The sequence below is a fragment of the Neomoorella stamsii genome (genome assembly GCF_002995805.1).
GTDB lineage: Bacteria > Bacillota > DSM-521 > Neomoorellales > Neomoorellaceae > Neomoorella > Neomoorella stamsii.
Genome location: NZ_PVXL01000055.1, coordinates 1 through 20583 on the forward strand (window position 1 = coordinate 1; position 20583 = coordinate 20583).

21 protein-coding genes, 2 tRNA genes and 2 riboswitches are annotated in these 20583 nt (G+C 54.4%); of the genes, 16 read left to right on the plus strand and 7 right to left on the minus strand.

Annotated features, from left to right (window positions below; all coding sequences use genetic code 11):
* Window positions 1–397: 397 nt before the first annotated feature.
* A riboswitch (purine riboswitch) is annotated at window positions 398–499 on the plus strand.
* A gap of 48 nt (window positions 500–547) precedes the next feature.
* The 8 genes from MOST_RS18280 to MOST_RS12095 all read left to right on the plus strand — a co-directional run bounded on the left by MOST_RS18280 (window position 548) and on the right by MOST_RS12095 (window position 8393).
* Window positions 548–1831: a xanthine dehydrogenase family protein molybdopterin-binding subunit gene (locus MOST_RS18280; protein WP_054935844.1), complete on the plus strand. Its 1284-nt coding sequence runs from the start codon at window positions 548–550 to the stop codon at window positions 1829–1831.
* Complete coding sequence (locus MOST_RS18285; RefSeq protein WP_054935845.1) at window positions 1824–2828, plus strand: xanthine dehydrogenase family protein molybdopterin-binding subunit; 1005 nt, start codon at window positions 1824–1826, stop codon at window positions 2826–2828. Before MOST_RS18280 ends, MOST_RS18285 begins: the two co-directional genes overlap by 8 nt.
* The gene (locus MOST_RS12070; protein WP_054935846.1) at window positions 2825–4150 is read left to right on the plus strand and encodes a 5'-deoxyadenosine deaminase; all 1326 of its coding nucleotides are present in this window, start codon (window positions 2825–2827) and stop codon (window positions 4148–4150) included. Before MOST_RS18285 ends, MOST_RS12070 begins: the two co-directional genes overlap by 4 nt.
* Window positions 4151–4210: 60 nt before the next feature.
* Window positions 4211–4402, plus strand: a riboswitch (cobalamin riboswitch).
* A 404-nt stretch (window positions 4403–4806) separates the two neighbouring features.
* Window positions 4807–5586, plus strand: a complete 780-nt coding sequence (cobK, locus tag MOST_RS12075; protein ID WP_244266978.1) for a precorrin-6A reductase — start codon at window positions 4807–4809, stop codon at window positions 5584–5586.
* Between the two features lie 34 nt (window positions 5587–5620).
* Window positions 5621–6409, plus strand: coding sequence for an energy-coupling factor ABC transporter permease (locus MOST_RS12080; RefSeq protein ID WP_054935848.1), 789 nt, complete (start codon window positions 5621–5623; stop codon window positions 6407–6409).
* Complete coding sequence (locus tag MOST_RS12085) at window positions 6406–6693, plus strand: energy-coupling factor ABC transporter substrate-binding protein (RefSeq protein WP_054935849.1); 288 nt, start codon at window positions 6406–6408, stop codon at window positions 6691–6693. The genes MOST_RS12080 and MOST_RS12085 overlap by 4 nt, the downstream gene beginning before the upstream one ends.
* Window positions 6694–7461, plus strand: coding sequence for a cobalt ECF transporter T component CbiQ (cbiQ, locus tag MOST_RS12090; RefSeq protein ID WP_054935850.1), 768 nt, complete (start codon window positions 6694–6696; stop codon window positions 7459–7461). It abuts the gene before it with no gap.
* Between the two features lie 77 nt (window positions 7462–7538).
* Window positions 7539–8393: an energy-coupling factor ABC transporter ATP-binding protein gene (locus tag MOST_RS12095; protein WP_054935851.1), complete on the plus strand. Its 855-nt coding sequence runs from the start codon at window positions 7539–7541 to the stop codon at window positions 8391–8393.
* 36 nt (window positions 8394–8429) lie between these two features.
* On the opposite strand, the gene MOST_RS12100 is transcribed toward MOST_RS12095, so the two are convergent.
* Entirely contained in the window at window positions 8430–8867 is a 438-nt protein-coding gene (locus tag MOST_RS12100) for a hypothetical protein (RefSeq protein ID WP_054935852.1), read from the minus strand.
* Window positions 8868–9186: 319 nt separating this feature from the next.
* Between MOST_RS12100 and MOST_RS12105 the strand changes: the two genes are divergently transcribed.
* Window positions 9187–9753 carry a glycerol-3-phosphate acyltransferase gene (locus MOST_RS12105; RefSeq protein ID WP_054935853.1) on the plus strand — a complete coding sequence of 189 codons (567 nt, stop codon included), beginning with the start codon at window positions 9187–9189 and terminating at the stop codon, window positions 9751–9753.
* An 84-nt stretch (window positions 9754–9837) separates the two neighbouring features.
* On the opposite strand, the gene MOST_RS12110 is transcribed toward MOST_RS12105, so the two are convergent.
* Window positions 9838–10119, minus strand: coding sequence for an acylphosphatase (locus MOST_RS12110; RefSeq protein ID WP_054935854.1), 282 nt, complete (start codon window positions 10117–10119; stop codon window positions 9838–9840).
* Window positions 10120–10251: 132 nt separating this feature from the next.
* The gene (locus MOST_RS12115; RefSeq protein ID WP_054935855.1) at window positions 10252–11460 is read right to left on the minus strand and encodes an amidohydrolase family protein; all 1209 of its coding nucleotides are present in this window, start codon (window positions 11458–11460) and stop codon (window positions 10252–10254) included.
* 356 nt (window positions 11461–11816) lie between these two features.
* On the opposite strand from MOST_RS12115, the gene MOST_RS17305 reads away from it, so the two are divergent.
* The gene (locus MOST_RS17305; protein WP_054935856.1) at window positions 11817–12155 is read left to right on the plus strand and encodes a hypothetical protein; all 339 of its coding nucleotides are present in this window, start codon (window positions 11817–11819) and stop codon (window positions 12153–12155) included.
* Here the strand turns inward: MOST_RS17305 and MOST_RS17310 are convergent.
* Window positions 12125–12331: a hypothetical protein gene (locus tag MOST_RS17310; protein WP_054935857.1), complete on the minus strand. Its 207-nt coding sequence runs from the start codon at window positions 12329–12331 to the stop codon at window positions 12125–12127. The two genes, MOST_RS17305 and MOST_RS17310, sit on opposite strands and share 31 nt — an antisense overlap.
* Between MOST_RS17310 and MOST_RS17680 the strand changes: the two genes are divergently transcribed.
* Window positions 12270–12707: a DNA methyltransferase gene (locus MOST_RS17680; RefSeq protein WP_208974798.1), complete on the plus strand. Its 438-nt coding sequence runs from the start codon at window positions 12270–12272 to the stop codon at window positions 12705–12707. The two genes, MOST_RS17310 and MOST_RS17680, sit on opposite strands and share 62 nt — an antisense overlap.
* A 92-nt stretch (window positions 12708–12799) precedes the next feature.
* Here MOST_RS17680 and MOST_RS12130 read toward each other — a convergent pair.
* The 3 genes from MOST_RS12130 to MOST_RS12140 all read right to left on the minus strand — a co-directional run bounded on the left by MOST_RS12130 (window position 12800) and on the right by MOST_RS12140 (window position 14435).
* A tRNA-Thr gene (locus MOST_RS12130) sits at window positions 12800–12875 on the minus strand.
* A 10-nt stretch (window positions 12876–12885) separates the two neighbouring features.
* Window positions 12886–12963 (minus strand) — tRNA-Pro (locus tag MOST_RS12135).
* Window positions 12964–13007: 44 nt separating this feature from the next.
* A complete protein-coding gene (locus MOST_RS12140) occupies window positions 13008–14435 on the minus strand; it encodes an MFS transporter (RefSeq protein ID WP_054935858.1) in 1428 nt (475 codons plus the stop codon).
* Window positions 14436–14576: 141 nt separating this feature from the next.
* Between MOST_RS12140 and MOST_RS18360 the strand changes: the two genes are divergently transcribed.
* The 5 genes from MOST_RS18360 to acsB all read left to right on the plus strand — a co-directional run bounded on the left by MOST_RS18360 (window position 14577) and on the right by acsB (window position 20548).
* Window positions 14577–14696: an RCKP-type rubredoxin-like domain-containing protein gene (locus tag MOST_RS18360; protein WP_106007172.1), complete on the plus strand. Its 120-nt coding sequence runs from the start codon at window positions 14577–14579 to the stop codon at window positions 14694–14696.
* Window positions 14697–14799: 103 nt separating this feature from the next.
* A complete protein-coding gene (locus tag MOST_RS12150) occupies window positions 14800–15108 on the plus strand; it encodes a phasin family protein (protein WP_054935859.1) in 309 nt (102 codons plus the stop codon).
* Between the two features lie 368 nt (window positions 15109–15476).
* A complete protein-coding gene (locus MOST_RS12155) occupies window positions 15477–16223 on the plus strand; it encodes an ATP-binding protein (protein WP_054935860.1) in 747 nt (248 codons plus the stop codon).
* 95 nt (window positions 16224–16318) lie between these two features.
* Window positions 16319–18343 carry an anaerobic carbon-monoxide dehydrogenase catalytic subunit gene (gene cooS, locus MOST_RS12160; RefSeq protein WP_054935861.1) on the plus strand — a complete coding sequence of 675 codons (2025 nt, stop codon included), beginning with the start codon at window positions 16319–16321 and terminating at the stop codon, window positions 18341–18343.
* 15 nt (window positions 18344–18358) lie between these two features.
* A complete protein-coding gene (gene acsB, locus MOST_RS12165; RefSeq protein WP_054935862.1) occupies window positions 18359–20548 on the plus strand; it encodes an acetyl-CoA decarbonylase/synthase complex subunit alpha/beta in 2190 nt (729 codons plus the stop codon).
* Window positions 20549–20583: the final 35 nt, after the last annotated feature.

Sequence of the window (20583 nt, forward strand, 5' to 3'; positions counted from 1 at the left end):
AAGAGTATTTAGCTTCTTAACGTACTTATCAACCCCCATACCTTCGGTTAATTGCCAAAAATAGTCGTTAGAAACCGGAGAGAATAGTTGATGAAATGTGGATAATGTGGTATCCTTGCCTTGCATTTTGGCCTCCTTATGTTAGAGGTTAGGGCAAGGACTACCCTTAATCTCTAGTATAAGGAGTTTTTTCTTGCAAGGCCAGGTTATTTCAGGAATTTGGCTGATTTTGGGGCGCAATTGCTCTTGACATGTTTATAATTTTTTTATGCAACGCTAGTGATCTTAGGCAAAAATTGAATGTAAATACTACTGTAACAAACATTCCGACCATCTTTATTTTAACGTCAGCAGGATTTTCGCCGGAACAGGGCGAATTATAAATAGCAAAACGTAATAAGTATTAAATACCCTGCTTCGTATATCCTCAGCAATACGGCCTGAGGGTCTCTACCAGGCAACCGCAAATTGCCCGGCTACGAAGTTATTCCTTCGTTGCTGCGCTACGGTTGCCTGGTTTTTTATAACTACCGGAAGGAGGTTTAACATGCCGATTATCGGTACTTCCCCGGCCAGGATGGAAGCCCGGGCCAAAGTCACCGGCCAGGCCATCTACCCGGCGGATATTAATTTCCCGGGGATGATTTACGGCCAGGCTATTCGCAGCCCCCATGCCCATGCCCGGATTGTCAATATTGAAACCTCGGACGCCCTGCAGGTTCCGGGGGTCCTCTGCGTCCTTACGGCCCGTGATATTCCCGGCCATAATAGCCACGGTGTCGTCTACCAGGACATGCCCGTCCTGGCCCGGGACGAAGTACGCTCTGTGAATGACGTCGTCGCCCTGGTAGGTGCCACCACCCCGGCCGCCGCCAGGGCCGGGGCAGCTAAAATAAAGGTGACCTATAAAGAACTGCCGGCCCTTTTAGATCCCGTAGCTGCCATGCAGCCATGGGCTCCCAGGGTCCATCCCGACCGGGACAACGTTATTTACCACCTGCCCATCCGCAAAGGTAATGTCGAAGCGGGATTCGCCGCGGCCGACGTGATTGTGGAAAATACCTACCGCACCCAGCTCCTGGACCATGCCTTTCTCCAGCCGGAGGCCGCCGTGGCCCGGTTGGACGAGCGCGGCCACCTGGTAATTTACGTGGCCACCCAGTATGTTCACTGGGACCGGACAGAAGTAGCCCGGGTGCTGGGCTGGAACCAGGACCGCATCCGCATCGTGGCCCCGGCCGTGGGCGGTGCCTTCGGCGGCCGGGAAGATATGACCCTGCAGACCCTAGTAGCCCTCCTGGCCGTGCATACCCGGCGCCCGGCCAAAATGGTTCTCAGCCGGGAGGAATCCTTCCTGGCCCACAGCAAGCGCCACCCTATGATCATGCGCTATAAGACCGGGGCCACCAGGGAAGGAAAGTTAACGGCCCTGGAGGCCGAAATCATCGGCGACAGCGGCGCCTATTCTTCCTGGGCCCCCAACGTTTTGCGCAAGGCGGCCATCCATGCCACCGGTCCCTATGTCATCCCCAACGTCAAGATTGATGCCTATGCGGTTTATACCAATAATCCCTTTACCGGGGCCATGCGCGGCTTTGGCGCCACCCAGCCACCCCTGGCTTACGAAAGCCAGATGGACGAACTGGCCAGCCGCCTGGGCCTCCACCCCTTTACCATCCGCTGGCTCAATGCCTTCCGCCAGGGGGATATAACTGCCACCGGCCAGGTCCTGGAAAGTAGTGTCGGCCTTATAGACACCATGCTCCAGGCGGCCCGGGCCGCCGGCTGGTCACCGGAAGATTTAATGCCGGGAGGGAAGGAGAATGAGTAAAAAACGCGGTATAGGCATAGCCTGCTTTTTGTATGGCACTGGTTATGGTAATGGCTTTCCCGATGTCTCGACGGCGACCGTAGAGATCCATGATGACGGGACGGCTACCGTCCGCAGCGGGGCAGTAGACTGCGGCCAGGGGTCCAGTACCGTCCTGGCCCAAATAGCTGCCGAGGAGCTGGGGGTGCCCTATGAATGGGTAACAGTAATCACCGCTGACACCGATACCACCCCCGATGCCGGCACGACGGCAGCCACCCGCCAGACGTATGCTTCTGGCAATGCCGTGCAAATGGCCTGCCGCCAGGCCAGGGAAGTTCTTTTTGAGTACACCCGCACCCTCTTGGGGGTCAATACCATCGCCGGCCTGGTAGCCCGCGAAGGAATAATTTACGTCAAGGGTTACCCCAAGAAACAAATAACTTATCCCGAGGCTGCCGCCCGGGCCCGCCTGGCCGGCTGCCGCCTGGTAGGGCAGGGAACCTTCGTCACCCATACCACAGCCGTTGACCGGGAGACCGGCCAGGGAGCGCCCTACTGGCCCTATGCCTTTGGTACCCAGATTGCGGAAGTGGAAGTGGATACGGAAACGGGCCAGGTTCGGGTCTTAAAATTCATCGCTGCCCATGATGTCGGCCGGGCCGTTAACAGGAAAGGGGTAGAGGGACAGATTGAAGGCGGTATCGCCCAGGGCCTCGGCATGGCCCTGCTGGAAAAGGTCCACCTGCAGCAGGGCCGGATCGTTAATAATTCCTTTTCCACCTACTTGATACCTACCACCCTGGATATGCCCGAGGTTCAACCCCTGATTGTGGAAACTTATGAGCCCACCGGTCCCTATGGCGCCAAAGGAGTGGGTGAACCCGCTACCATCCCCACAGTACCGGCCATTATCAATGCCATTTATAACGCTGTAGGAGTTCGCATTACGGAGTTACCGGTTACACCGGAAAAAATTCTGGCCGCCCTGCGGGAAAAAGAAGGAGAGAAGAAATGAGTATTTTAATCAAAAACGGTACCCTGGTCACCATGAACCCCCAGAGGGAAGTATTCCAGGGCAACATCTACATCGAAAACGACCGTATCGCCGCCATTGGCCGGACGCCGGCTACCGCCGACCAGGTCATCGATGCCAGCGGCCAACTCGTCATCCCCGGCCTCATCCAGCCCCATATCCACCTCTGCCAGGCCCTCTTCCGCGGCCGCGCCGACGACCTGGAACTCCTGGACTGGTTGCGCCTGCGTATCTGGCCCCTGGAAGGAGCCCACGATCCCGAGTCCCTTTATTATTCCGCCCTGCTGGGCATCAGTGAGCTCTTCTTAAGCGGTACGACCACCATCGTAGACATGGAAAGTGTCCACCATACGGAGGCGGCCATTGAGGCCATCGCCCAAAGCGGCATCCGGGCCATTACCGGCAAGGTGATGATGGACTTTGGCGATGATGTCCCGGCCAGCCTGAAGGAAAGTACCGACGCCTCCCTGAAAGAGAGCGTCGACCTACTGGAGAAATGGCACGGTTACGACAATGGCCGCATCCAGTACGCCTTTGAGCCCCGTTTTGTGGTTTCCTGTACCGAGGAATTATTATTAGAAGTCCGGGATCTCGCCCGCCATTACGGCGTTAAAATCCATACCCATGCTTCGGAAAACCGGGGTGAATGCGCCCTTGTGGAAAAACTCCACGACCGGCGCAATGTCCTCTACCTGGACGATATCGGCCTCACTGGCCCCGACCTCATCCTGGTCCACTGTATCTGGCTCAGCGAAGAGGAGAAGGATATCCTGGCCCGCACCGGTACTAAAGTGGTCCACTGCCCATCATCCAACTTAAAAATGGCTTCCGGCATATGCCCGGTACCGGATCTTTTGAGCCGGGGGACGGTAGTCTCCCTGGCCGCTGACGGCGCGCCCAATAATAACAACCTGGATGCCTTTATGGAAATGCGGCTGGCGGCGCTGATCCAGAAGCCTATCCATGGTCCCACCTCCATGCCGGCACCCCTGGTCTTTGAGATGGCCACCCTGGGCGGGGCCCGGGCCATGGGAATGGAAAAGGAAATCGGTAGCCTGGAAGTAGGGAAAAAGGCCGACCTGGCCATAGTTTCCCTGGCGGGCCTCCATACCCAGCCTGCGGCTGGCGTCAACGTCTACACCCAACTGGTCTACCAGGCCCGGGGTTCTGATGTTACCATGACCATGGTGGACGGCAAAATCGTCATGGAGAGGGGCGAACTGAAAACTATAGATGCCGGTGAGGTCCGGAAAAAGGCTAATGAGGCAGTCTTGCGCGTTGCCCAAAGGGCCGGACTGGCATAACTTCTATCAGGCAAAAAATCATCAGGAATCTAAGAACACGGTTTAAACCCCCTGGACATCCTATCCAGGTTATGATAGAATAACCTTAAAGTGAATATGTTCCAGGCAAATACGGGAAGTCAGTGCAATTCTGACACGGTCCCGCCACTGTGAGGGGGAGCAAGCACCATAAAGCCACTGGGTAATACCTGGGAAGGCGGTGCTGGAGTTATGATCCCGAGTCAGGATACCGGTTGTCTGGGAACCTTTACCCCTACGCCGGATAGGGGGTGGTTGGCCAGAGTATGGCAAGCAAACCCTCTGCTTTTGTAGGAGCAGGGGGTTTTATCATGTTGCTCCTCAGTTGTTATGTTATCTAAAACTTATCCTTCAATGGCTTTTTAAAATGCATACAGAATGGGTGCGCGGTCTCGAGAAGACCGGGCTTAAATTCAGCCGCCGGCAGGGGAGAGGTTGCGCAAAACGCCGCCTGGAAGCGGGAACTTGCAGCCACCGATGATGCCCGGCCAACAGGCCAGCCTATCCTGATGCCACCAGGGCCTTAACCCGGGGAGGTGGTGTATTTAGGTATGCCTGTTTAGCGGCACCACTGGTTCCCCCGGCAAAGTAGCCGGGGTTTTTAGTTTCTACAGGGAGGACAGCGCGTTTTGATTTTAGTGGTAGGGAGTACCGGCGAGGGACGGCAGTTAATCCGCAGCCTCGGGCAGGCAGGCTATCAAATTGTTACCTGGACCGACAGTGCCTATGGCGAACAACTGGCCCGGCAGGATGGTGCAACGTTAATATTAACATGTCCCTTAACGGAAGGTAATTTAGCTACCCTGGGGGGTAGCAGGCAACTGGAAGCAGTCATTGACGCCACCCTTCCTTATCCCAACCAGCTATCCCGGACCCTGGAAGCCTGGTGCCAACAACAACAGCTATATTACCTGCGGTTCTTACGGCCTGAAACCCTGTTGCCAGATGATAGCCTAATATACCAGGTAGCAACCTGGGAAGAAGCCGCCCGGACTGCCGCCAGGCTGGGGGAGACTATCTTTTTAACTACCGGTACCAATAACCTGGAAGTGTTCGTCAAAAACCCTTTACTTAAAGACAAACGAATTGTTGTCAGGGTTTTACCTGAACACCAGGTAATTAAAAAATGCCAGGACCTGGGTTTAACGCCCCGTGACATTATAGCCATGCAGGGACCCTTTTCTAAAGAAATGAACAAAGCCATGTTTAAAGCATATAAGGCCGGCGTTATCATCACCCGGGATGCCGGCCCGGCCGGCGGTACCGAGGCGAAAATTGCCGCCGCCCTGGCTCTAAAAATACCGGTGGTCATAATTAAAAGGCCGGCAATCCAGTATCGTTATCCGGTCTATTCAGTGGCGGAAGTTATTGATATATTAAAAAAGATAGCACCGGTAAAAAGCGAAGAACAAAGATAGGTATTACTTCCAAAATTTAAGGAGGGTACATACAATGTTCCGCCGTACAACTTGGCTAACCCTATATCTCCTGCTGGCTATGGCCTTACTGGCCGGGCCGGCCTTTGCCATGCATATCGCAGAAGGCTTCCTCCCGTTTAACTGGGCCGCCTTCTGGTTTGTCGTTGTCCTGCCCTTCTGGTTCTGGGGCCTGCGGTCCATCCAGCAAACTGTAAAAAGCAATCCCGGCCTGAAAATGCTTTTAGGCCTGGCCGGCGCCTATGCCTTTGTCCTGTCGGCCCTGAAAATCCCTTCAGTAACCGGTAGCTGTTCCCATCCCACCGGGGTAGGTCTGGGGGCCATCCTCTTTGGCCCGGCAGCCATGAGTATCCTGGGTGGTATCGTCCTCCTCTTCCAGGCCCTTTTGCTGGCCCACGGCGGCTTAAGCACCCTGGGTGCCAATACCTTTTCCATGGCCGTCGTCGGACCCTTTGTGGCCTACGGCCTTTACCGCCTGGTACGGAGGCTCAATGGCTCAATGCCCGTAGCCGTCTTCCTGGCCGCTACCCTGGGGGACCTGATGACCTACGTCACCACTTCCCTGCAGCTGGCCCTGGCTTTCCCGGCCCAACCCGGAGGGGTGCTCGCGTCCATGCTAAAATTCATGGGTATCTTTGCCGTCACCCAGTTACCCCTGGCCATTAGCGAAGGTATCTTAACCGTCATCGTCTTTAACTTGCTAGTCACTTATAATAAAAACGAATTGCAGGAGCTATCTATTTTAGATGAAAAGGCCCTGGTGGTGGGAGGCCGCAACCAGTTCATGGAGGTGCACAAGAAATGAGTACCGCCCAGAAAAATATCTTCTTACTCTTGATCGTTATTCTCCTGGCAGTGGCACCCTTTTTCCTTCACCGCAGCGCTGAATTTGCTGGTGCTGACGACCAGGCGGAAGAGACTATTACCCAGATCCGGCCTGATTATGAACCCTGGTTTAAACCTGTCTGGGAACCCCCCAGCGGGGAAGTGGAATCCTTCCTCTTTGCCGCCCAGGCAGCCATCGGTAGCGGTATTGTTTGCTACTTCCTGGGCTACAGCAAAGGCAAGAAACAGCGGGAGCAAAAGTAAATGTTCAGCATTGACCAGTATGCCTATAGCAACCGGTTGAAAAACATCCACCCGGGCGAAAAAGTAGCCTTTGCCCTGGTAACCCTCCTGATCGCCCTGGTGGCGCCCCGGCCTTTAATCCCGGCCATCATCATTGCCCTGATGGCCGGGGCTACCATTGGGGTCGCCGGCATCCCGGCCCGTTTTTACCTGCAACTTTTCCTGGTACCCTTTTCTTTTTTAGTAGCGGGGGTGGCCATGATCGCCCTCACCATTACCAGCCAGCCACAGGCCAGTCTTAAGGGCGTGACCCTCCTGGGCTGGACTTTGGGCTTCACCCCAGCCGGTATGCACCTGGCCGGAAAAATTTTTCTCAAGTCCCTGGGGGCCGTTGCCTGTCTTTATTTTCTTTCCCTAACGACCCCCATAGTGGATATCCTTACCGTCATCAGACAGCTCCGCGTCCCCGCCCTGCTGGTGGATTTAATCAGCCTGACCTACCGCTTTATCTTTGTCCTACTGGCAACCGTAAACGACATTTATACCGCCCAGACCTCCCGCCTGGGCTATGCCTCCCTGCGCACGTCTTATCATTCCCTGGGCCAGCTGGCGGCCAACCTTTTTATTAAGACTTACCGGCGTTCCCAGGAATTATTTACCGCCCTGACAGCCCGGGGCTACCATGAAGAGCTACAAGTACTGGAGGTTGCTTATCCTTTCTCCTGGCCCTTTTTATGCCTGGCCGCCAGCTTTGACCTGGTTTTAGTTATTTTAATGCTGCTTACATAAACCGGCCGTCTTCAGACCGGCTCCTCCTCGTGTCTTTTTGACACCAACCTCAATGCCGACTACCGGAGGTGGACCTTTTGGCCGCCCTTTTAGAAGCAGAAAGGGTTTCCTTTACTTACCCTGACGGTACCCGGGCCCTGCAGCATGTTACCTTAAGCATCCCTGAAGGTAAGAAAATTGCCGTCCTGGGTCCCAATGGCGCCGGCAAATCAACCCTTTTCCTTCATTTTAACGGCATCTTAAGGCCCCAGGAGGGGTGTATCTACTTTGCCGGGGCCAGGATTAATTACAGCCATAAAGCATTAACAGATTTACGCCAGCAGGTGGGTATCGTCTTTCAAGACCCCGACAGCATGCTCTTTTCAGCCAGCGTCCGACAGGAAATTTCTTTTGGACCATTAAACCTGGGCCTGAGCAGGGAAGAGGTGGGGCAAAGGGTTGAAGCCGCCATGGCGGCAACGGGTATAGCCGACCTCCAGGATAAGCCAACTCATTTCTTAAGCTATGGCCAGAAAAAGCGGGTGGCCATTGCCAGCGTCCTGGCCATGGAACCCCGGCTTATCATCTTTGATGAGCCGACGGCCTACCTGGACCCGCGCTCAACCCGGGATGTGATGGCCTTGCTGGAAGATATCAGCCGCCAGGGTAAGGCGATTATTTTATCCACCCACGACGTGGACATAGCCTATACCTGGGCCGACTATATTTACGTCCTGGCTGGTGGCCAGGTAATTGGCGCCGGGACGCCGGCCGAAATCTTTAGCGATGCCACCCTCCTGGAGGCTGCCGGCCTGGCCCGGCCCTGGCTGCTGGATGTCTACGAAGACCTGAAAAATAAAGGCTGGCTGCCGGCAGCGGCGCCAGCCCCGAAAAATAAAGATGATCTGCTAGGCCTCATTCCTTATCGTTCCAGGTCTAAACTGGCCATTTAAGTTATTTCACGCCCGTGTCGTAAAACAGTCCCCCCTTCATTTTTCTTGCCTGTGTGTTTCGACTTTCTTAACCGGCAGAAGCTGCAAGGTGGCCATCTGGTTACGTAGGCGAATGTTTTCCTTGAATTCAATCAGGATCGACAGGATTTCATGGAGGAAGGGACTGCCAAAGGTAGACATCAGGCCCACGGCAACCATATTAATCAATGAATAAAGGCCAGGATAAGCAGCCTTCAGGCCGGCAAAGGCATTCAGTCCCATCAGGGCAAAGACATCAATCGAGGCCATACCGGCCAGGAGGGCGGCGATAACGGCGTTAAATAAAATCACCCATAGCTCCCGCTGTTTTTCCTCCCGGGGATCATCCCTTGGTTCCCCCAGCCAGGGCCAGCGGGCCTTGAGCTGGTCAGTAATGCCTTTGGCCGCCGCAAAGACCGCTCCGATAACGGTAAAGAAGCGACTGAGATCTTCCAACTGTATCCCCCCCCTTCAGCACGGCCGTTCCATACATATCCTATGCTTGGTGTTGGTCGGATGCTAAAAGGGGATGAGTTTATTTTAAAAATAACCAGCGATTGCCATTTTTAGCCTCTGCTGATGCTCCTTACAACACGAGCATCCACCCCGTTGAAAAGTGAATTTATTATCACGGCTATAAAAACGGTTAAACTGGTCCGGTTAAATTTGACTTAAATAACTAACCCGGATCATCTCCACACCATCTCCGCTCCATCTCCGTTTTTAGAACTATAGTTAAATAAAGTGTAATTTAATTGAGGGGGAGGGAGTTTTGTTGCTCTGGTCGCTGGCTCTGGCAGGCACCTTGCTGGCCTACCTGGCCGGTTCCCTGGCCGGGGGGCATATTGCCGGCCGCCTCTGGCACCGGGTGGATGTGCGCCGGGTGGGCAGCGGTAATGCCGGTACCATGAACGTCCTCCGCAATCTGGGGGTGATGGCAGGTATTGCCACCTTCCTCTGGGATACGGCGAAAGGTTACCTGCTTGCGACCCTGGGATGGAAGTGGGGTGGAATAGAGCTGGCCGTCGCCATGGCCCTGGCAGCCGTGGCCGGGCATAACTGGCCCCTCTACTGGCAATTTAAAGGCGGGAAGGGCCTGGCCACCAGCCTGGGTGCAGCCCTGGCCATTTATGCGCCGGTAGTCCCGCCGGCGGCCATTGCCCTTGGCCTGCTGGTATTCCTCTCCCGCAACAGCGACCTGGCAACCATGGTCATATTCAGCTACCTGCCATTTTATTTCTGGTGGCGCCTGGGACCCGGCTGGTATTTTGTCTTCGGCCTGGGCCTGGCGGTGATTATGCTCCTACGGCATGGACCCCTGGTAATTGGTAAGCTTGATTAACTGCACCCAACTTCTTGCCCCCTTGCCTGGAGGCTGCTACTTCCAGGCTTTACTGAAATAGGGGTCCAATCACTATGGCTCAATTCAAATGGAACTTCTAATTCTAAAGGTTGTTTCGCCCTTTGGCTCTTCATACTGGATCCTCACTTCCTGGACTTCGGCCAGGGCGGGCCCCCGCCGGCAATGGTCCAGGAACTCTTTCACCCTTTCAGTCGGTCCTTCAACTACCCCTTCAACGCTGCCGTTATAGCGGTTCCGCACCCATCCGTTTAACTGCAGAGCCGCCGCCTGCCGCAGGACAAAATAACGAAAACCCACTCCCTGGACCAGTCCCTTCACCCAGAAGTGCGCCCGCACAATGGACAAAGGAAAGCCCTCCCTGGCAAAAATCTTAGTAAAAATATAGCATAAACCCAGGGAAAGGACAACTGATAGTTGGGCAGGAAGAGCCCCCAGGTAGATGTGCGGCGGCAAAATGGCTAAAAGTTTAGGATATTTTTATGGGGTGTCAATAAAAACCATTTCAGGTTGGGCAAGGACCTTTAAATCCTCCAGGGGGTTACCCCGAACGGCAATCAGGCAGGGCCGGTAGCCGGGTTTTACCTGCCCCAGTTCCCCGTCCAGCCCCAGGGCGGCTGCAGCTGTAACCGTAGCCGCCCGGAGGACAGCCGCCGCCGGGACGCCGGCCCGGTGCCAGTACAGCAGTTCGTCCAGATAAGATTCCCCGTGGTAGACACCGGGGGCACCGGCATCGGTGCCTACTACCAGCTTCACCCCCAGACGGTAGGCCCGGGCAATCATCTGCTGCTGGGATTCCTGGGTCCGCTGAATAATTTCCTTTTCCCTTTCCGGGTAGAACTGTTTCACGGTGGCTGAAAGCCGGTTGGCTATAGCGGCGACAGTCGGTACCCAGTATGTACCCCTGGCAGCCATGGTTTCCAGCTGGGCCGTGGTGAGAAAATAGCCGTGTTCAATACTATCCACCCCGGCGGCCATGGCCAGGTTCACGCCAGCGGCCGAGTTGACATGAGCCATCACCGGCCGCCCGGACGCATGGGCCGCCTTTACGGCGGTAGCCAGTTCGGCAGCGTCAAATTCCAGGCTTCCCACCTCGCCGTAGCGGTGGAAAGTAACTAAGCCGGAAACCACTATTTTAACCTGATCTACGCCCCGGTTTACCAGGCCGGCAATCAACTCCCTGATGGAAGCCGGGTCGGTGGTGCCGGGACCAAGAAAAGAACCGTATTTTCCTTTTTTCGTTACGGCCATCCCGGTGGCCACCACCTGGGGACCCGGGTATTTGCCAGTCCGGACCCATTCCCGCGCCTGGAGGTTGAGACCCTCCCGGTCGCCGCCGTCTCTTATAGCTACCAGGCCATACTCCAGGGATGCCCGCAGGGCCCGGGCCAGGGCCGCTTCCCTGGCCGGCTGGTCCTGCCAGCGGGCCAGGGAGGCCTGAAAATCGATGCCGTCCAGGGCCAGGTGGACGTGAGCGTCGATTAAGCCGGGTAAGACCGTCAATCCAGCAAGGTTGATCTGCCGGGCATTTTTTTCTGTAACGGCCGTTTCCTGTGGCCGTACAGCGGCGATGCGGCCCTGGCGGATGCTGATAACTACTTGCTGCCGGCAATCCTCGCCCCGGCCGTCCCACAGGCTGCCGGCCAGGAGGTCCAGGTTTGTCTCCGGGTTAATATAGACGAGCTTCATAGCTACACCCCCAAACAATAACTATCCTACACCTTTAAAGGGGCGGGAGGCAAGGCAGTCCCGGAGAATCCGGAGTAGGCAGGTTGCTTCCAGGGTCTTAATAAAAATGCACTGCGCCAGAGCCGGCGCTTACCTGCTGGCAGGATTCCCGGTTTCAACGGCGAATAAATCTTCGTTATAGAAAATTCCCGGGTTTTCCTGGAGCTCAAGACCCGCATCCTGGAGCAGATCCAGGAAGAGAGCCTGAAGGCGGCCGCCATGATGCCGGCCGGTTGCGGTTAAGAAGTCCCGTTCTGGGAGTTACCCTCGTGCGCCTCCCAGGCGGCTAGCCTAGAAATAAAGGATAGATGTCAGCCATGGCTAACAGGCGCCTGCCCCCGCATAGTTCTGCCCGGCTGGTCTGGGAGACAAAACCGGCGGGGGAACCACGGGCGGGTGAATTTATTTTCCGGGCGCAAGAGCTGGTCATCCCCCAAGCAGGCCACAACGACATGCCTCAACAAGAAATCGCCGCGGGAAATCCAGATCTCAACCGTCTTATTTACGGTGACAACCTCCAAGCCATACTCGCCCTCCTGGCCGAAGGGTATGAAGGTAAAATTAACTTTGATATATATCGATCCGCCTTTTTTCAGCCAGGCCAATTACAGTTACCGGGTTCCCATTACCGGCTCCCGGTCAGGAAGTCCCGGTAATCGAACGCCCGGCCTACCAGGATACCTGGGCCGGGGGCATGGAGGCCTAACTGGATATGCTCTACCCCCGCCTCCAGCTCATGAAAAAGCTGCTGGCGCCGGACGGCAGCATCTATGTCCAGGGAAAAGACCGGCTTTGCCACCCAGAAAAATAAAAGCCTCCTGCGGCGCATCATCAAAGCTTCCTCCAACCTCGGAGACCTGGTGGCTGATTTCTTTTGTGGTTCCGGCACTACCCTAGTAGTGGCCGCAGAACTGGGAAGGCGCTGGCTGGGATGTGAAATGGGTAGGTCTGGACTGCAGGCGGCCCGAATACGCCTGGTGGCGGCAAGGGCTGGGCCCTTTATCATTGAGGTGGTGCAGCCGGCAGGCCTGCCCGGCGACAATTATTCCGCTTATTCGCCCGACCTTCCCGGCTGCGTTGCGACCGGCAATACGCCGCAAGAGGCCAGGCAGAACATGGCAGAAGCCATAAAGATGCACCTCCAGGGACTAAAAGAGGTAGCCTGCCAATTCCCAGCCCCACAGCCAGGGCCGATTACGTCAGCGTAAACCTGCAAGCGCTTAAACGCTCCGCTTCACCCTTTAAAAAAGTAAACGCCAGCGGCCCACTCCTAGAAGCCGTTGGCGTTTCTAGTTTTCCCTGGAGCCAACGAGGGGATTCGAACCCCTGACCTACTGATTACAAGTCAGTTGCTCTACCGGCTGAGCTACGTTGGCACAAAAACGCTGGTCGGGATGACAGGATTTGAACCTGCGACCCCCTGCTCCCAAAGCAGGTGCTCTAGCCAAACTGAGCTACATCCCGGCAGCATTCATATTTTAACATGCCTGCGTCCGGCAGGCAATACCTTACTGCCCGCTTGAGGGTAAATTATCGCTCCTTACCAGGGAGGCCAGGGCACCAGCAGCAGCCAGGCAAGTACCAACCAGGAAGGCGGCCTTCAACCCGGCCATAAAAGCCATGGTTGTACCGGCAGGTCCCAGGACAGCCAGTTTGGCCTCCCGTTGCCAGGTAAAGACGCCGCTGCTAACGGCTATCCCCAGCACCATACCCACATTGCGGACCGTAGCCAGGACGCCGGAGCCAATACCCAGCCGGTGGCGGGGGATACTACCCATCACAGCGCTATTATTGGGGGACTGGAAGATACCGGTGCCAAAACCAAAGAGGCATAAGCGCCAGATAATATCCAGGACCTGGGAAGTAACTTTTAGACCGGCCATCAGGAAAAGGGTTATACTGACGATAGCCTGCCCCGTAAAGGCCAGCCAGCGCGTTCCCAGGCGGTCCGATAGGGCCCCGCTAACAGGGGCGATTAAAAGAGTCAACAGGGGAGAGGCCGTTAAAATTAAACCGGCCTGCCCGGGAGTGTGGTTCAATATTTGCTGCAGGTAAAAAGGGATCAAAAAAATCATGGCATACTGGGACATAAAGTTCATCAGGGCCGCAAAGTTGGCCGCAGTAAACACCTTATTATGGAACAGGGTTAAATCCAGCATGGGTTGTTCAACCCGGCGCTCCCAGCGGATAAAGGTCCAGGTACCAACTAAAAACATCAAACCCAGCATTAAGGTGACCGGTGAAGTCCAGCCCCATTCTTCGCCATAACTGCCGGCCAGCAGGAAAGCGCTCAAAGAGAAAAAAACCAGGGCCGCACCAGTTAAATCAAACCGCTGCGGTTGCAAATCTTTCGTCGCTGGTACTACCTGCCGGCACAAGATATAACTAAGGATACCAATGGGAATATTAATGGTAAAGATGGCCTGCCACCCGGCTACCGTGACTAGCAAACCGCCCAGGGTCGGTCCCAGGGCCAGGCCGGTGGCAATAATCATACCGTTGGTACCCAGGGCGCGCCCGCGTTCGTAAGGTGGGAAAACTGAGGTTATAATGGCCGGGCCCATGGCCATAAACATCCCGGCACCAATGGCCTGGATGGCGCGAAAGGCAATCAAGATCCATATATTGGGGGCCAAGGCGCAAATTCCAGAAGCTACAGTAAAAATGGCAATTCCCATTAAAAGCACCCGGCGAAAACCGTACATATCCCCCAGGCGACCGTAGATTAAAATTAAGCTCCCTAAAACTAAAAGATAGGCCATGGCCACCCAGCCTACCGTATTTAAATCGGCATTAAAAACCCTGCTAATAGTTGGCAGGGCCACATTTACCACGCTGCCATCAATAGGCCCCATTATGCCGGCGGTCATGACGGCAAAAAGGATGAGCCACCGCCGGGGGTGGGGAGCGGGAAGGATATTACTTTGGGGGAGCAAGGCAAGAGCCTCCTTGACTGTAGATATTTATATTTTTTCACACCTGGTGTACCAAGTCAAGGTAATTTAAACCTTGACAGGAAGACCCGGGGCAGTTTATAATCATATCAGTAACTATTATTAGAAAGGCAGGTACAGGCCATGGCAGTCTGGCAATGCACCCAGTGCGGTTATGAAAAAGATGCCCGTTGCAAACCCCGCAAGTGCCCTGAATGTGGCGCCAAAGATTCCTTTACCAAAAAAGATGCTTCTACCCCTTAAGCTCCTTTAAGGAGCTTTTTTATTAAACCCGAAACATAACCCGGCCGGAATATGGTATAATAATCCAGGAAAGTTATTCGAAACAGGGAGGTAGTCAAGGATTATGCTGGATCTCATGCGCAAAGTTTTCCTCGCCGGCCTGGGAGCCATGTTCCTGACCAAGGAAAAAGCAGAAGAAGTAGCCGAAGAGCTGGTCCACCAGGGGGAACTCCGCCGGGAAGAAGTAAAAAATTTTGTTGAGCAACTTTTAAACAAAGGTAAAGAACAGCAAGCCCTTCTCCAGGAAACCGTTAGTAGGGAAATTAATCGCTTACGCAATGAATGGGGCCTGGTAACTAAGGCCGAAATGGCAGCCCTGGAAAAAAGGGTGGCTGAATTAGAAGCGAAACTAGCCAGTAAGGGAGAACAGTAAAATTAGATAATAAGCTTATTAAGCAAAGTTATTGTATTAAACTATTGACACAAATAAGGCCTGCCGTTAAGATAATACTCAATATGTAACGGCAGGCTTTCTTTTGTGAGCGCTTTCTTAATTAACAAAAATTATTCCATTTTTGTATCAAATGGTTTATAATATTGGCTGACTGGATGAAATAGAGGGTTGAAAGGTGCAGGAGCAATAAAATTAAATTGAATGATTTGTTGCCCGGGATGAGAAGAGAGCAAAAATTAACAAGCAGTTCAGGGAAAGGGTAGCAGGAAAAACGGACTTTGTGTAGAAGTTCACTAATATAACCGGAAAAATGTATGTCCATTTTTTTGAACAAAGGAGGTGTTCGAGTGAAGCTGGCCATTTCCGGGAAAGGTGGCGTCGGCAAAACCACCATTGCTGCCGGTTTAATTAAATGTTTTGCCCGGCATGGTTACCAGGTATATGCCGTCGATGCTGATCCCGATACCAGCCTGGGGATGGTCCTGGGGCTCCCTGAGGAAAGGCTGGGTACCCTTAAACCCATTGTGGATATGCGACAGTTAATTGCCGAACGCACAGGCGGTAGCGGCGCCTTCTTTTCTTTAAACCCAGGAGTAGATAGCCTGCTGCAAGATTATACCATAAGGAACGGGAATATCCTTTTTTTGAAAATGGGGGCCATCAAACCCGGGGGATCTACCTGCTATTGCCGGGAAAATGCCGTCTTGAATGCCATGGTCAATTCCCTCATCCTGAAACGCCAGGAAATGGTGGTCCTGGATATGGGTGCAGGCATTGAGCACCTGACCCGGGGTACGGCCCGCGGGGTAGATCTCATGTTGATTGTTACCGAACCCACCCTGGTCAGTGTCCAGACTGCCCGTGTCGTCCAAAAACTAGCCGCAGAACTTGGTATTGAGCAAATAAAATTTGTGGGCAATAAATTGCGTCAATCCAAGGATGAAGAATTTATCCTCAACCACCTGCCGCCAGGCGATGTCATTGGCCTGATTCCCTTCCAAACAGAAATCTTAGACCAGGCTGCCGGTTTTACCCGTGAGCAGTCTTTTACCGCAGCAGGTATTGCCGAGCTGGCTACCAGGTTGCTAAGCTAACTGGATGTTGCCTGGGCATATGCAGGAGAACCGGAGTTCTCCGTAGAGATAGCCATTGTATTAAAAGGAGTAAAAAGACCAAGGAGGTAAGTAATATGCCCAGGTTCCGCGATCTTACCCACACTTGCAGGCCCTCAGAGGCCCCGCGGGTCATGGAACCCAAAAACAGGGACCGTACCGTCGACCCGGCAGCCCTGAAAATGCTGGCTAAAAGCAGAGACGACAAGGTAATAACCGCCTTTGATCGCTTTGTCGCCCAGCAGCCCCAGTGTAAAATCGGGTATGAAGGTATTTGCTGCCGTTTTTGCATGGCCGGCCCCTGCCGCATCAAGGCCGCCGATGGTCCTGGCAGTCGCGGTATTTGCGGCGCTTCAGCCTGGACCATCGTTGCCCGTAACGTTGGTTTAATGCTCCTCACGGGAGCTGCGGCCCACAGTGAGCACGGCAATCATATTGCCCATGCCCTGGTAGAAATGGCTAATGGGAAAGCGCCGGACTATACTGTCAAGGATGAAGCCAAGTTAAAGGAAGTCTGCCGGCGTGTAGGTATTGAGGTAGAAGGCAAAAGCGTTATGGAACTGGCCCAGGAAGTAGGGGAGAAAGCCCTGGAAGACTTCCGCCGCCTGAAGGGTGAGGGTGAGGCCACCTGGCTGATGACAACTATAACTGAAGGCCGCCGGGAAAAATTCCGTACCCACAATGTTGTCCCCTACGGGATCCATGCCTCTATTTCCGAACTGGTCAACCAGGCTCATATGGGTATGGATAACGACCCCGTTAACCTGGTCTTCAGTGCTATCCGCGTAGCCCTGGCTGACTATGCCGGTGAACATATTGCCACTGATTTTTCCGACATCCTCTTTGGTACCCCCCAGCCGGTGGTCAGTGAAGCCAACATGGGCGTCCTGGACCCGGATGAGGTTAACTTTGTCCTCCACGGTCATAACCCCTTGCTAAGTGAAATTATCGTCCAGGCGGCCCGGGAAATGGAAGGGGAAGCCAGGGCTGCCGGTGCCAAGGGTATAAACCTGGTGGGCATTTGCTGCACCGGCAATGAAGTCCTAATGCGCCAGGGTATACCTTTGGTCACCTCCTTTGCCTCCCAGGAACTGGCCATCTGCACCGGTGCCATTGACGCCATGTGCGTCGACGTCCAGTGCATAATGCCCTCAATCAGTGCCGTGGCCGAGTGTTATCACACCCGGATTATTACCACTGCCGACAACGCCAAGATCCCCGGCGCCTATCACCTCGACTACCAGACGGCTACCGCCCTGGATAATGCCAAAACTGCTATCCGCATGGCCATTGAGGCGTTCAAAGAGCGTAAAGAAAGCAACCGGCCGGTTTTTATCCCTCAAATCAAAAACAGGGTGGTCGCCGGCTGGAGCCTGGAGGCCTTGCAACAGCTCCTGGCTACCCAGGACCCTGAAAATCCCATCCGGGTGCTCAATAAAGCCATCCTTGACGGCGAACTAGCCGGGGTGGCGCTTATCTGCGGTTGTAATAACCTGAAAGGGTTCCAGGATAATTCGCACCTGGTTGTTATGAAAGAGTTGCTGAAAAATAACGTCTTTGTCATCGCTACCGGATGTTCGGCCCAGGGAGCGGCAAAAGCTGGCTTAATGGACCCGGCCAATGTAGAAACCTACTGTGGCGATGGCCTTAAAGCTTTCCTGAACCGCCTCAGCCAGGGAGCTAATATTGAGATGGGCTTGCCACCTGTTTTCCACATGGGTTCATGCGTGGATAACTCCCGGGCCGCCGACCTGCTCATGGCCATGGCCAACGACCTGGGCGTTGATACCCCCAAGGTGCCCTTCGTTGCCTCAGCCCCGGAAGCCATGAGCGGTAAAGCGGTAGCCATCGGCACCTGGTGGGTATCCCTGGGTGTACCGACCCACGTCGGTACCATGCCTCCTGTCGAAGGAAGTGACCTGATCTACAGTATCCTTACCCAGATTGCCAGCGACGTTTATGGCGGTTACTTTATGTTTGAAATGGATCCCCATGTAGCTGCCCGGAAGATCCTCGACGCCCTGGAATATCGCACCTGGAAGCTGGGCGTACACAAAAATGTTGCTGAGCGTTATGAAACCAAAATCTGCCAGGGTTACTAAAGGAGGTTCCAGGCAATGACTGATTTTGATAAAATCTACGAAGGTGCTATTCCAGATGGTAAAGAACCTGTATCCCTGTTCCGGGAAGTTTACCATGGCGCCATTACGGCCACCAGCTATGCGGAGATCCTTTTAAACCAGGCTATCCGGACTTATGGTCCCGACCATCCCGTCGGTTATCCCGATACCGCCTATTATTTACCGGTTATTCGTTGCTACAGTGGGGAAGAGGTAAAGAAACTCGGCGACTTACCGCCCATCCTCAACCGCAAGCGGGCGCAAATAAGCCCGGTGCTTAATTTTGAAAATGCCCGCCTGGCAGGAGAAGCCACCTGGTACGCGGCCGAAATTATCGAGGCCCTCCGTTACCTGAAATATAAGCCAGAAGAACCCCTCTTACCCGAGCCCTGGACGGGCTTTATCGGCGACCCGGTCGTCCGCCGTTTTGGTATCAAAATGGTAGACTGGACCATCCCCGGGGAAGCCATTATCCTGGGCCGGGCCAGGGATTCCAAGGCCCTGGCGAAGATAGTCAAGGACCTCATGGGTATGGGCTTTATGCTCTTCATCTGCGATGAGGCGGTAGAACAACTGCTGGAGGAAAACGTCAAACTGGGCATTGACTACATCGCTTACCCCCTTGGTAATTTCACCCAGATCGTCCACGCCGCCAACTACGCCCTGCGGGCCGGGATGATGTTTGGCGGCGTAACACCGGGCCTGCGCGAAGAGCAGCGCGACTACCAGCGGCGCCGCATCCGCGCCTTCGTCCTTTACCTGGGTGAGCACGATATGGTCAAGACAGCCGCCGCCTTCGGCGCCATCTTTACCGGTTTCCCGGTAATTACCGACCAACCTTTGCCGGAAGACAAGCAAATCCCCGACTGGTTCTTCAGCGTCCAAGACTATGACAAAATAGTTCAGATAGCTATGGAGACCCGGGGCATCAAGCTTACCAAGATTAAGCTCGACCTGCCCATTAACTTCGGTCCGGCCTTTGAAGGGGAGAGTATCCGCAAGGGCGATATGTATGTAGAAATGGGTGGTAACCGGAGCCCGGCCTTTGAACTGGTACGTACTGTTTCCGAGGCGGAGATTACCGATGGCAAGATCGAGCTTATCGGCCCGGATATTGACCAGGTACCAGAAGGCAGCACTTTACCCCTGGGTATCCTGGTGGATATCTATGGCCGTAAAATGCAGGCCGACTTTGAAGGGGTCCTGGAACGGCGCATCCACGACTTCATTAACTACGGTGAAGGTCTCTGGCATACCGGCCAGCGCTCCATTAACTGGCTCCGGGTTAGCAAAGAAGCCGTGGCCAAAGGTTTTCGTTTCAAGCATTATGGTGAAATCCTGGTAGCCAAGATGAAGGAAGAATTCCCGGCCATTGTCGACCGCGTCCAGGTAACCATCTTTACCGACGAAGCGAAAGTTAAAGAGTACCTGGCAATCGCCCGGGAGAAATACAAAGAGCGTGACGACCGCATGCGCGGCTTAACCGACGAGTCGGTGGATACTTTCTATTCCTGCGTCCTGTGCCAGTCCTTTGCCCCTAACCATGTCTGTATCGTCACCCCCGAGCGGGTAGGCCTGTGCGGCGCCGTCAGCTGGCTGGACGCCAAGGCTTCTTATGAAATCAACCATGCCGGGCCCAACCAGCCGATAGCTAAAGAAGGGGAGATTGATCCCGTTAAAGGTATCTGGAAGAGCGTCAACGACTACCTCTATACTGCCTCCAATCGTAACCTGGAGCAGGTATGCCTGTATACCCTTATGGAGAACCCCATGACTTCCTGCGGTTGCTTTGAAGCCATCATGGCCATCCTGCCGGAGTGTAACGGCATCATGATTACTACCCGCGACCATGCCGGGATGACCCCTTCCGGGATGACCTTCTCCACCCTGGCCGGCATGATTGGCGGCGGCGTCCAGACTCCTGGCTTCATGGGCATCGGCCGCACCTATATTGTCAGTAAAAAATTCATTAAAGCCGACGGCGGCATCGCCCGCATTGTCTGGATGCCTAAAGCGTTGAAGGACTTCCTCCATGATGACCTGGTCCAGCGCAGCATAGAAGAAGGTCTTGGCGAGAACTTTATCGATAAAATTGCCGATGAAACCATAGGCACCACCGTTGATGAAATCTTGCCCTACCTGGAAGAAGTGGGCCACCCGGCCCTAACCATGGATCCCATTATGTAAGCTCTACTCCTGCAGCTAGCAAGGCCGGGTATATG